Consider the following 12,841-nt stretch of genomic DNA (forward strand, 5'->3'; position numbering starts at 1 on the left):
GCCGATCAGACCGGGACTGGTCTATCGAACGATGATCGCCAGATCCCAGGATCCGATGGTCATGGGCTGGCCCTGGTCGACATGAGCCTGAGGATCAGCCTGCCCGTCGGCCACCAGCAACTGCCCACCATAGGGCGCGTCCAGCCTGATCTCCTTGGATGAATAATTGAGCAGGTAGGCGACCTGCTCCCCCAGGGCGTTGATGCCCTCACGCACGGTGACCAGGCCAGCCAGGTCCCGGGCAGGACCGCTCAAGCCAGCCGCATCCGCCGCATCCGAAAGCAGCAGTCGCATGCCCTGGGCCGACGGTAGAGTGCCGATCCACTCCGCGCTGCCGTGGCCGTAATCATGGCGGGTCACAGCCGCATACCGCCCCCAGACCGGGTGGTCATAGGATGCCAGGACCTGGGTGCCGGGTCGCGGGTTCAGCAGTTCGATCAGCCCCTGGCACGCCGGTCCAGCCTGGTCGGCCCCATGCAGATCCAAGGTCAGACCCCTGCCGGGACGGGTGAACTGGTTGTAGTCGATGCCGAACACGTCGGTCAGCAGGTGGGGGGCCTTGTCATGCCAGACCTTGAGGTTCTCGTCCGCCACAAAGGAGCGCAGCGTGGCCACCAGATGACCTCCCTGATGGACGTAGTCGGCCAGGGCCTTCAGCGTATCCTCATTGCTGCTGTAGAGGGCAGGGACCACGACCATGGCGTAAGAGTCCAGCTGGGACTGGTCAGCCTCCTCGCTGATGAAATCGCACTCGATGTTGAGCTCGAAGAGGGCATCGTAGACCCGTCTGACCACATCGTTGTAGGAGATCTGCCCCTGCTGACGGGGGAAACCGGTCTCCAGGGAGAACCAGTCCAAGGCGGTCAGGGAGTCGTTGCCCACCATGATGGCGACCTTGTTGCGCTTGTGGAGGTTGATCAGGCGCTCCCCCACACCCTTTTGCGCTATCTGCCTGCCGAACTGGCCGGCTTCCTCATAGGTGGGGTTGGGTTCCATGTCCTGTGAAAGCAGCCCCTTCCAGTAGGTCTCAAAGGAATTGTGGATGGAATGCCAGTGCCAGTACATGACCCCGTCAGCCCCCGAGGCCAGATGGCTGTATGCCTGCAGCCTCAGCTGCCCGGGGTAGGGCAGCCAGCCGTTCTGCCCCTGGGCGTCGGTTTCCAGAACCAGGTAGTTGGCACCGCCCTTCAGGCTGCGGGTCATGTCCCCGCCGAAGGCGATCTCCTTGCCGGTCAGGTCATCTTCAGAAGGGTGGTAAATGTCCGCGCCGGCCACATCCAGGCATTCGGCCGCTTCGAAATGATCGACGGCGGGCTGAAGGCCGTATGACCAGCCTGGGCTCCAGTCGAAATCGAAGTTGTGGGTGACGAACTGGTCCTCGCGGGCATATTCGCGCACGATGTCAGCCTCCCAGGCCAGGTAGCGGCTGACCTGGCTGCGGCGGAAGCGGTCGAATGCCGAACCAAGAGAGGCGTTGATGGTCCCGGTCAGATCGGGAAAGTCCTCCCAGGAGTCGATCCTGTTTGACCAGTAGTCAAGGCCGAAGGCCGCATTGAGACGGCCCAGGTCATTGCCAAAACGCCGTCGCAGATCCTTGACGAAGAGCCGTTGCATGTCGGGCGATACACAGTCGTAGTACTTGGTTTCGTTGTCGACCTGGTAGCCGATCACCTGGGGGTTGTCGGCCGCATGGCTCACCAGCCTGCGGATGACGCGCTCGCCATAGTACCGGTAGGAGGGGTTGACGATGTCCATGATCTGGCGAGCGCCATACCGGCTGGGACCCTTGGGGGTGTCCGCCAGAACTTCCGGATGCATGGCGACCAGCCAGGCGGGGACGGCATAGGTGGGCGTGCCCACGATGACCTGAATGTCGAAGCGGCCAGCGGCATCCAGCACCCGGTCCACATGGCTGAAGTCGAATACGCCAGGCTGGGGCTCCAGGGTGCTCCAGGTGGATTCGGCGATGCGAATGGTGTTGATGCCGGCTGACTTCATCATGGACATGTCCTTGTCCACCCGCTCATAGGGCATGTATTCGTCGTAGTAGGCGCATCCGAAGATGAACCTGTCCGGAAGGCGCGCGATGCCTTGTGAAGCTGGGTGGTTCTTGGTTCGGACCGTCTGGTCTGGCATGATGAACTCCAATCTTGATTTGCAGGACTCAATTCACAGGGCGAAGGTGCTGAAAGATCGCGGCTCCAGGTTTGCTAGGAAGCCCTGGCTTTCTTTGCTAGTCCATTCCAGATCGGTTGACGGCTCCGAGACGGCCTTATGCGCCTGCAGCAGTGCCGAATCATCCAATGCCAGGGTTGTTGAGTCGCTCATGGTGCCGATATCTTTCAACTAGTCTTCTCCGACACTTCCAATGGCGGAAAAGCCATATCTACTAATCATTAGATAATGATATACCTAACAGGAATTCAATGGTTCTGTCAAGTCATCGGCTCCATCCAGGGCCGCGAATGCCACGACTTCTTTTGCACTCCCCAGACGAGTCGGAATCCTGCCGTGGGCCGAGCCATACCCCTTTTGCTGTTGCCAATACGCCCCCATGTACCATAAGTATCAAACCACCGGGAGGATCCAGGCATCCAAGAGCTGTGAAAAGGAGCCGCAAGACCAGGAAATGACGAGCCGTACCAGAAAATCACCAGAAGTGAGACGTGCGGAAATCACACAGGCCGCTGCCCGCCTCATCAGCCAACATGGGTACAACGGCATATCGCTCAAAGACGTCGCTAACATGGTAGGGATGTCGCAACCGGGCGTCCTCCATTATGTGGGCAGCAAGGAAGGCCTGCTCTCCCTCTTGGTCACGGATATCTATGATGCCGATGGCACGCCAGAGGAATTCCTGCGGACCGGCCTTCCCGGGTCCGACCCCGAACATCCGCATCTTCCGGCCTATTTTGACTATTTGGTCGCCCACAATGCCGACCAGCCCGAACTCACACAGCTGTATACGGTCCTAGAGACAGAGGCCATTTCGGCCAGCCACCCCTTGCATGATTATTTCATCCGCAGGCCGGCAGAGGTCTGGAAGCGCTATTCTGAATTCCCCTGGCTGCTTCCTGATGGCATAGCGTGGGCAACAGACATGCAGGACAAGGTGAGGATGAGTCTGGAAGTCATGGACGGCATACAGATACGGCTGCTGCGTGAGCCGAAAATCGACTACATCCAGGAATGGGACCGGTTCAAAGCGCTGATTTTTCCCTCACCACTCTGGGATGGATATTGCTGATCAGCACAGGCATTGCAGTGGCCAAACCGCAGTTGCCGGACACCAGCCGACAGGGACATCCGAGGAAGCAGCAACCAATCAGCCTTCCTGATCCATCCTGAAAGGCCGGGCATCATAAGGCGCCTGATACCGACGATCCCTCCAGAAGTATTCATAATCGTGATCATTGATCGGACGGACGACCTTGCAGGGGTGGCCGTAGGCGACCACGTCGGAGGGAATGTCCTTGGTGACCAGGGACCCTGCCCCGATGACCGTGTTGTCGCCGATGGTCACTCCCGGCATGACGATGGCGCCTGCTCCGATCCACACATTCCTGCCTATGCTGACCGGAACCGAGAACTGGGGCGTTCCATATACGCGTATATCGGGGCGAATGGTGTGCCCCGTGGTGACGATGGTGACGTTGGGTCCGAACATGGTGTGATCGCCTATGTCAATGCGTCCGTCGTCGACCAGAACCAGGTTGAAGTTGGCGTAACATTTGCTCCCCCAGTAGGTGTTGCAGGCCCAATTGGCCCGCACTGGCCCTTCAATCCAGCTGCCTTCGCCGAATGAACCGAACATCTCTTTGCAGAGGTCCCGCTTTTTCTCCGCCTGGCTGGGACGGCAGGCGTTGAACTCGAAGACCAGATCCTGCTGGGCGTCCTGTACCTGCTTCATTTCGGGTGTATCGGCAATGTAGATCTGGTCGGTGTCCAGCAGAGCCTTGATCTCCTCGCGGCTGGTCATGGGAAGCCCCTCTTTCCTTGATCTTCGTGGTTCAGCAGTTCCGAGGCCGGCGCATTAGCTCCAGACACCGGCCTCGACCTGGCATCTACAGACGCTCCAGAACCTTCTCCTCGTCCTGGACGGGTGCTGCCTGCCCAGCATCCCGACCGGTCGATCCAGATGCCTGGGGTTCGACGTTGGCCCTGTGGCCCTGGCTGAGCTTTTGCTGGCCGCCCGGTTTCTTGGCGGCGGCGATCATCAGCTTGATCCTGTTGAGCTGGTTGGCCTCCGAGGCGCCGGGATCGTAGTCGATGGAGACGATGTTGGCCTCAGGGTAGGTCCTGCGGATCTTGCCGAACATGCCGCGTCCTGTCACATGGTTGGGCAGGCAGGCGAAGGGCTGCGCACAGACGATGTTTGGGGCGCCGGACTGGATCAGCTCGATGATCTCGCCGGTCAGAAGCCAGCCCTCTCCCGCCTGAACGCCCAGGGAGGTGACCGAGGCGGCCTTCTCCCTCAGGTCGGTGATATGAGCGGGAATGTCGAACTTCCCATGGGAGGCCTTGAAGCCGGCGATCATGGGGGCACGGTAGGCATCCGCCGCCTTGAGGACGATCTTCTTGACGCCTACTGGTCCGCCTGTGCCCAGCATCTCCTCGTTCCATTCAGCATTGGAGATGCCGTTGACCATGAAGTCGCAGACACCGGGGAGCACAGCCTCGCAGCCCTGGCTTTCGATCAGGTCGACCACGTGGTTGTTGGCATCAGGATGGTACTTGACCAGGATCTCTCCGACTACACCCACTCGAGGCTTGCGGGGGATATTGCGCAGGGGCAGCTGGTCAAAGGCCCGGATCATCCGCTTCATCAGCGTGCGGTAAGGCAAATATCCATGACCGTAGACCTTCTTGGCGGTCTTGGAGTATCCGTGGTGTTCGATGGTCTCCTTGCAGATCGTGTCCCAAAGCTTGTAGAGCCTGTTGGCCGAGCCGGGCTCCTGCTCGTAGGGGCGGACCCTGAGCAGGCACTCGATCATGGCATCGCCCAGGTAGAAGGCCTTGACCGCGCGGTGCAGCAGGGCAGGGGTTACCTGAAGGCCCGGATTGGCCTTGAACCCCTGCACGCTCAGCGTGATGATCGGCACGTAGCCGTAGCCCGCATCAGCAAGAGCCTTGCGCAGGAGGCCATAGTAGTTGGTGGCCCTGCACATGCCACCGGTCTGGGTGACAATGACCGCGCACTTGTGCGGGTCGAAACGGCCGGAGAGGAAGGCATTGACCAACTGCCCCACCACGATGATGGCAGGGAAGCAGGCATCATTGTTGACATACTTGACACCGGTGTTGATGTCTTCGGCCGTGGCATGCTTCAGGAGCTCGAAGTGGTAGTCGGCGCTGGAGAAGACCGCCTCCAGGAGGGAGAAGTGCACAGGCGACATCTGCGGCGCGACCACTGTAAATTTGTGCCCCATCTCCTTGGTGAAGCGATGCTCAGTGGCGTACTTGGACAGGGTCGGCTTGGCGGCGGCTCCGCTAGCCTGGACATCCTTGACCTGTTCGGCCGGACGCTCTGTCGACTTGCTTTCGACTTCCTGCTCCTTCTGCTTTGAGGCCATGGTCTCCCGGATGGGCTTGATGCCCATGGGATGAAGGCCTATCAGACCCTGGTCGCTCTTATCGTGCAAAGCCACGAACCGTGCCAGAGCCACAATGTCGGCCTTGCGCTGGGATAGGCTGATCTTCTGCGCGTTGGTGGACCGGAACCCATCGGATTTCGGATGGTCGGACGCATTCGCATCCACTGCTTCGATATGTCCGGTAAGCTCTTGAGGTTCCTGAGAATCGGATGAATCCCCCGCCTGAACCAGGTCAGGCAATGGGTCAGCATCCTTGACCGCGACCTTGGCAGGCGCCTGATCCTTGGCCGGGGCTTCCTCCTGGGCCAGATCCCGCTGATGGCGTTCGTCCATGGCGGCCTTCAGCGAGCGCAGACGGATCTTGGCTGCACCCAGGTTGGAGACCTCGTCGATCTTCAGCTGCGTATAGACATCGCCCTTGTCGGCCAGAATCTCCTGGACCTGGTCAGTGGTGATGGCATCCACGCCGCACCCGAAACTGACCAGCTGGACCAGCTGCAGGTCGGGATACTCGGAGACGAACCTGGCTGCCGAATAGAGCCTGGAATGGTAGGCCCACTGGTCGGTCACCCTCAAGGGCATCTTCTGATGGTCGTCGCCGAAGCTCGGCACGGTCTTGCGGAACTTGGTAGCCGTGGGGTTGTTGGAGGCCAGGGCCCGCTCCCCCGCCGCCGGGATGATGTAGTCGCTCAGCTTGGGCAGTTTATGCACGTCCAGCTCGCATATGGAGTCCTCGGAGAGCACGGCCATGCCCAGGGAGCAGATGGTCTCGGGAATGCCGTGGTTGACCTCGGGATCCACATGGTAGGGACGGCCCGACAGAACCACGCCCTTGACTCCATACTCCTGCATGTAGGCCAGGGCACGGAGCCCCTCCTGGCGGACGTCCTCCTTGAAGCGGGCATCCTCACGGTAGGCCTCCTGGACGGCCGTCCTGGCCTCTTCCTCGCTCACCTTGGCCCAGTCGAAGACCTTGACGATCCGCTCGACCATCTTCTCCCTGTTGGACAGGTTGAAGTAGGGCCGCATGAAGCGGACGCCGTTCTCCTTGAGCTCGGCCATATTGGCCTCGATCACCACCGGGTAGTTGGCCACGATGGGGCAGTTGTAATGGTTGTCCGTATCGGGAACCAGCTCCTGCTCATAGGTGACGCAGGGATAGAAGATGGTCTTGATGCCCTTGTCGACCAGGGAGTGGATGTGCCCGTGGACCAGCTTGGCCGGGTAGCAGATGTTCTCGGAGGCGATGGACTCCATCCCGCTCTCGAAGAGCTCGTGGTTGGAACGCCCGGAGATCATGACCCGGAAGCCCAGGGAGGTCAGCAGGGTGAACCAGAAGGGGTAGTCCTCGTACATGTTGAGCACGCGAGGAATGCCGATGTCGCCTCTGGTGGCCTTGTCCGGGGTCAGACGACGGTAGGCGAAGGCCCGCTTGTACTTGAAGTCATAGAGATTGGGCCTGTCGGAGCGCTTCCTGTTCTTGTCGCCGCCACGCTCGCAGCGATTCCCGGTCACGTAGCGGCCGCCGTCCTCGAATTCGGTGATGGTCAGCTTGCAGTGGTTCTGGCAGAGCTTGCAGACATCGTGGGTGGTGGTCATGGAGAGATTGTCCAGATCGTCCCCTGCCAGAATGGAGCTGACCACATGGCCGTCCTGCACCTTCAGGTCAGGCAAGGTCGCCTTGAACCCCTGGTCGTTCTTGGAGGCAATCTTGTTGACGGCGGCCGGTGACGACTTTGGCTTGGTGGAAGTCGGAGCCTTATTGGGGGTGGTGGGCGTGCTGCCCACGGACTTCACCCCGTCGGCCATGTGGGAGCCGGCAGCGGTCAGATCCTCGACCTCTTCATTCTGCGGGCAGTGCATGCGGGCCGTCAGTGCAGCACCATAGGCTCCCATGAGCCCGGCGATGTTGGGCCTGGTCACCTTGCGACCGGTCAGGAGCTCAAAGGCCCGCAGGACGGCATCGTTGAGGAAGGTGCCTCCCTGGACCACGACCACCGGCCCCAGGGCGTTGGCATCGCGCAGCTTGATGACCTTGTAGAGGGCGTTCCTGACCACCGAGTAGCAGAGCCCGGCGGCGATATCCTCCGGGGAGGCGCCCTCCTTCTGAGCCTGCTTGACCGAGGAGTTCATGAAGACCGTGCAGCGTGAACCCAGATCGGTCGGGGCTTCGGAAGCCAACGCCTGCTTGGTGAACTCCTGGATGCTGATGCCCATGGACTGGGCGAAGGTCTGCAGGAAGGACCCGCAGCCGGCCGAGCAGGCCTCGTTGACGCAGATGGAATCAATGACCCCGTCATTGACGGCGATGTACTTCATATCCTGCCCGCCGATGTCGATGACCGAGGTGACCCCGGGGCTGATCTCCTCGGCTGCCCGGTAGTGGGCCATGGTCTCGACCACGCCCTCGTCGACATGCAGGCCGGCCTTGACCAGGCCCTCACCATAGCCGGTAGCGCAGGCACGGGCGATGTAGGCCCCCTCCGGCAAGGACTTCCTGACCTCCTTGACGATGTTGGCAGCGGCGATCAGCGGGCTGTCCTTATGCACCCCGTAGGTGGACCAGACGATGGTCTTGTCGTCGTTGATCAGCACGGCCTTGATGGTGGTGCTGCCCGCATCGATGCCCAGGAAGTGCGGCCCCTTGGCTCCTGACAGGTCTCCGGTGGGGATGACCTGGGCCCCATGCCGGTCGTTGAACTCACTGCGCTCGTCTTCGTTCAGGAAGAGCGGGCGGATCGTTCTTGCCGTGGAGGGCATGTTCTCCAGGCCCTTCAGGGCGGAGAGGACGCCATCCAAGGAAGTCAGGTCAAAGTTCATGTTTTGAGTGTGGCTGGCATCCTTGTCGGTTTCGGTGGCGGGAGCCTTATGCTCACCGTCCACCAAGGTGGTGGTGCGGCCGTCCTGCATGGCATCCTGCAGAGCCATCTTGTCCAGGTTCGAGGCCTTCTCGGACCGTGCCTTGTCGACCTCCGCCTGATCCAGCCCCCAGGCCGGGCCAAAGGGGTCGTTCACATCGGTCTCTGGCGAATAGTCGGTCTTGACCTGCGCAGCGCTGTCCTGGTCGTCCTGCTCGTGGCGGCCAGCCATGATGGCAGCGCCGTAGGCCACATAGAGGTGCGCGTTCTCAGGGATGATGTAACGGCTGACCCTGTCCTGAAGGATCCGCTTGAAGGCTTCCCTGAGCTCGCTCATGAAGAAGAGGGGCCCGCCCAAGAAGATCACGTTGCCACGAATGGGACGTCCGCAGGCCAGTCCAGAAATGGTCTGTGTGGCCACGGCATTGAATATGGATGCAGCCAGATCCTCCTTGGCGGCTCCGTCGTTGATCAGGGGCTGGAGGTCGGACTTGGCAAAGACCCCGCAGCGCGAGGCGATAGGATAAATGGTCTTGTACTTGGCGGCCATATCGTTCAGGCCTGAAGCATCGGTGTTGAGCAGGGTAGCCATCTGATCGATGAAGGCTCCGGTCCCGCCTGCGCAGGACCCGTTCATCCGCTGTTCTGGCGTGGGCTTCAGATAGGTGATCTTGGCATCCTCGCCGCCCAGCTCGATGATCACGTCCCCCTCGGGGTAGGTGGCGTTGATGGCCTCGGTCTCGGCAATGACCTCCTGGGCGAACTCGGCCTGCAGCTGGCTGGCCAGTTCCAGACCGCCCGAACCGGTGATCACCAGGCTGATGGGATTGCCTGCCAGACCAACCCGTGACAGGGAAAGCTTGATGTCGGTGACCAGCTCAGCCACACACTGCCGCACATTGGCATGGTGGCGGCGATAGTCGCTGAAAAGCGCCTGATCCAGCCTGTCACCTGTGCCAAGGACCACGGCCTTGACTGTGGTGGACCCGATATCCAAACCCACACGCAGGAGATCCCGCGGTCCTGTGCCCTTATATCGACCCGTTATGTCGACGCCATCAGACATGAAACAACCTCAATCCGTGAGACCGCCGCATGATGGGTCCAAAAAGCAGACACCACATCATATCCGGCTTACCCTATTTATGCTACCGCCAGAGCGTGAATAACTTTTGCAATATCAGGGAATCAAGACTGTCTCCTTTGACACAGCCGCCAGCAGAACCGCCACCGATGCAGGCAAGCCACAGACTGGGACAGGTGCATTAAGGCGTTGGTTGCAACCCTCGTCCTCCACGCTTTCGCCTCAATGACAGCCTGCCCGCAAATGGAAGAAAAGCCGCTGTGCCCTTGGCGAAATCGGCTCAGGAGCAGTCGACAGTAGGCCTGCGAAGGACTTACAGGGAATAGGGAATTGTCCCCGTATTGAGAGACCCTGAGAGAACGTTTCCTTCACCGACCAGCCCGCATACCATCCTGTACAGGCCGTTGCCAGATAGGTTGGTCAGACTGGCGGAACCGATGGTCAGGAGGTATCAGGTGCGAGCATACATGGGTTCGAACATGCGCGGGTCGATGGGTGCGCCGGCTGGCCCAGCACCGTCAGGACTGGCTCCCAAACCATTGGATCAGCTGCCCCGCCTGGCACGTGACACCACCGAGGAGGATCCCTGGCCGGTCAGCGTGCTCAGCCAGAAGTACCACGATGCCGTGGCCCGCTGGCCCGGAGCCTGGGTGGAGGGTCAGATCGTGGAGATCAACACCCGCCGTAGCGGCTCGGCATATCTGACCCTGCGTGACAACTTCGAGGACATCTCCATCAACGTCATGGGCTTCCGGGCCTTCGCCACCCAGGCTAGGGAATTTCGTCAGGGCGACCGGGTGGTAGTGCATGGGCGGCCTGACCTGTGGATCAAACAGACCCGTCTGAGCTTTATGGCCGACCGGATCAAGCGCGTAGGCACCGGTGACCTGAAAGAGCAGATTGACCAGCTCAGGCGCAAACTCAAGGGCGAGGGCCTCTTCGATGCGGAAAACAAGGTTCCCCTGCCCGAATTCCCCCGACGCATTGGCCTGATCTGCGCGCCCAAGGCCAGAGCCGAGGGGGATGTGATCACCAACGCCCGCCTGCGTTGGCCCACCATCGAATTCTCCGTGGTACACGCCCACGTCCAGGGCCCCCAGTGCCCGCCCGAAGTGGTCGAAGCCATCCAGAAGCTGGATGCTGATCCGGCTGTGGATGTGATCATCGTGGCCAGGGGCGGCGGCAGCTTCGAGGATCTGCTGGGCTTCTCGGACGAGTCCGTGGTCCGCGCCACGGCAGCCTGCGTCACTCCCATCGTCTCGGCCATCGGCCACGAGGACGACTGGACCTTGATTGACCTGGCCGCAGATCTGCGTGCCTCCACCCCCACTGACGCCGCCAAGCGGGTGGTGCCCGACCTGGTCGAGCAGGAGGGCATAATCCAAGAGGCCAGGATGCGCATAAACGCGCGCATCCAAAATATGGTCGAGGGCGAGACACGGCTGATTGAGGGATACGCCAACCGCCCCAGCCTGACCAAGCCGCAGACCATGCTGGACAAGCCCCAGCGGCTGGTTGACGAGTCGCTGGTCCGCCTGGACATCGCCCTGCGACGGATCGTGGACGACGCCTCCCTGACCGTGGAGAAGCTCCAGTCCTCACTGACCGCCCTCTCTCCCCAGTCCACGCTGGACCGCGGATACGCAGTCGTGCAGACCTTGGACGGGAAGGTGGTCGTCAGCCCACAGCAGGTTCAGGCCGATCAGGATCTGACCTTGACCGTCAAAGAGGGCAGGATCGAGACCAGGGTCGTCAGCGGGCAGTGACCGATCCCACGTGGTCAGCCACATATAATCATCAGCGATAATCATCCTTATTAATTAAAAATTTGATAACACACCGTATAAGAAGAGGAGCAGGCATGAGCGACACCGACGAAGAGCAGACCCAGCAGAAGGAGACGGAGCAGGGCAAGGAAGAGCCGGTACTGGCCTCGGCCCTGAGCCAGAAGGAACGCGAAACCATCGCCAAACTGCCCTATGAGCAGGCCCGTGACCAGCTGATCCAGGCGGTTCAGGCGCTGGAGGCCGGCGGCCTGGATCTGGATGCCTCAATGCGTCAGTGGGAGATCGGCGAGGCTCTGGCCAAGCGGGCCCAGGAGCTACTGGGCCAAGTGCGGGCCAAACTTGATGCTGCTCAGCAGGAGCAGGCCAGCGCCGGGGCCCAGGCTGGCACCCAGTCCAACTTGGATGCCTGAAAATCCACTACTCCACCATCACCGTGGCCAGCAGGGCCGCATGATCCGAACCCGCGATAGGTACGACCTGCAGCCGATTAGCCCTGATGTCCCGATCCACCACCACATGATCGATGGCCACCAACCTGGGCAATGGAGCTCGGTTGGCTGGCCAGGTCATGCTCATGCCATGCCCGGCCTGACGTGCCCCATCACTGAACCGCTCCCCCAGCATGTCTCGGAAAACTGCATGATCATAAGTGGCGTTGAAGTCCCCCAAAAGCACGTATCGCGTGTGCTCGTGCTTCCGCAGTTTTCCCAGGTCGGACACGCTGCGTCGCCAGGCATTCCAACTGCCCGGTTGCGGCGAGGTGGTATGGACCGAGACGAATCTGACACTGGTCCTGCCCCTGCCGAAGTCGACGCTGGCCGCCGGCATCATGGAAGAGCGGGAACCCACGTCGTCCTTTGAGGGAGACTGCATTGGCGCGGCCGTCCAAAGCCCGTTGGCGTATTCCTTCGAAGATGTGGAAAGCTGCTCGTGGGGCAGATAGCGGTCGATGCCGGCCTTGTGCAGACGGTCCACAAAATCCTCGCTGACCTCCTGCAGAGCCAGCACCTCGACCCGGTTGTCGCTGACCGTCTTGACTACCTGATCAGCATCAGCCTGACCCTTGTAGACATTCAGGGTCATGACCCGGGCCACATTGTCATACCGGTCAGGATGCTCAAGGGACATGAGCTGATCCGCTTGCCCATTGAGCTCGGATCCCTGCTGGTAGAAAGGGTACTGCCAGTAGACATTCAGGGCCAAGGCGGCAATAAGCACCAAAGCCGTAAACCATCGCGACGCCATCAGAGCCAGGACCAAGGCCAGCAGACTCAAGATGATGAACCAGGGCGTAAGAGCAGCCAGATCAGGCAGGTAGGGTATTGATGACAGCCATGCCGGGCAGGCACGCGCCGCCAGGACCAGCAAGCAGGACAGCGCCAGCAGCCTGGCCGTCCACCCAAAGACATGCTTCACCAGGAAGGACTGTCTGAATTTCGCCATGGTCTCCTCCCAAGGAATGCACAGTCAGCTTGACCGTTGAGCAATTGTAAACCATGACCGTATGGCGTACCGGGA

At 60.7% G+C, this 12,841-nt stretch carries 8 protein-coding genes; 3 read left to right on the forward strand and 5 right to left on the reverse strand.

Going from position 1 to position 12,841, the window contains the following annotated elements; genetic code table 11:
* Positions 1 to 21: 21 nt before the first annotated feature.
* Together QRX41_RS06700 and QRX41_RS06705 are read right to left on the reverse strand one after the other, a co-directional pair.
* On the reverse strand, positions 22 to 2,136 hold the full coding sequence (locus QRX41_RS06700) for a beta-galactosidase (RefSeq protein ID WP_313839499.1): 2,115 nt from the start codon (positions 2,134 to 2,136) through the stop codon (positions 22 to 24).
* Positions 2,137 to 2,169: 33 nt separating this feature from the next.
* Positions 2,170 to 2,328 carry a hypothetical protein gene (locus QRX41_RS06705; RefSeq protein ID WP_313839500.1) on the reverse strand — a complete coding sequence of 53 codons (159 nt, stop codon included), beginning with the start codon at positions 2,326 to 2,328 and terminating at the stop codon, positions 2,170 to 2,172.
* Positions 2,329 to 2,629: 301 nt separating this feature from the next.
* Here QRX41_RS06705 and QRX41_RS06710 point away from each other — a divergent pair, with 301 nt between their 5' ends.
* Positions 2,630 to 3,247 (forward strand): TetR/AcrR family transcriptional regulator, encoded by a 618-nt coding sequence (locus QRX41_RS06710; protein ID WP_313839502.1) that lies wholly within the window; start codon positions 2,630 to 2,632, stop codon positions 3,245 to 3,247.
* 78 nt (positions 3,248 to 3,325) lie between these two features.
* Here QRX41_RS06710 and QRX41_RS06715 read toward each other — a convergent pair whose 3' ends face one another.
* Together QRX41_RS06715 and QRX41_RS06720 are read right to left on the reverse strand one after the other, a co-directional pair.
* Positions 3,326 to 3,979: a sugar O-acetyltransferase gene (locus tag QRX41_RS06715; protein ID WP_313839503.1), complete on the reverse strand. Its 654-nt coding sequence runs from the start codon at positions 3,977 to 3,979 to the stop codon at positions 3,326 to 3,328.
* Between the two features lie 85 nt (positions 3,980 to 4,064).
* Entirely contained in the window at positions 4,065 to 9,518 is a 5,454-nt protein-coding gene (locus tag QRX41_RS06720; protein ID WP_313839505.1) for an acyl-CoA dehydratase activase-related protein, read from the reverse strand.
* A 509-nt stretch (positions 9,519 to 10,027) separates the two neighbouring features.
* Here QRX41_RS06720 and xseA point away from each other — a divergent pair.
* Complete coding sequence (xseA, locus tag QRX41_RS06725) at positions 10,028 to 11,302, forward strand: exodeoxyribonuclease VII large subunit (protein ID WP_313837025.1); 1,275 nt, start codon at positions 10,028 to 10,030, stop codon at positions 11,300 to 11,302.
* Positions 11,303 to 11,397: 95 nt separating this feature from the next.
* Complete coding sequence (locus QRX41_RS06730; RefSeq protein ID WP_313839507.1) at positions 11,398 to 11,733, forward strand: exodeoxyribonuclease VII small subunit; 336 nt, start codon at positions 11,398 to 11,400, stop codon at positions 11,731 to 11,733.
* Positions 11,734 to 11,740: 7 nt separating this feature from the next.
* Here the strand turns inward: QRX41_RS06730 and QRX41_RS06735 are convergent, their stop codons facing one another.
* Complete coding sequence (locus QRX41_RS06735) at positions 11,741 to 12,766, reverse strand: endonuclease/exonuclease/phosphatase family protein (protein ID WP_313839509.1); 1,026 nt, start codon at positions 12,764 to 12,766, stop codon at positions 11,741 to 11,743.
* Between the last annotated feature and the right edge of the window lie 75 nt (positions 12,767 to 12,841).

This window comes from Bifidobacterium kimbladii, assembly GCF_032193675.1.
Lineage (GTDB): Bacteria > Actinomycetota > Actinomycetes > Actinomycetales > Bifidobacteriaceae > Bombiscardovia > Bombiscardovia kimbladii.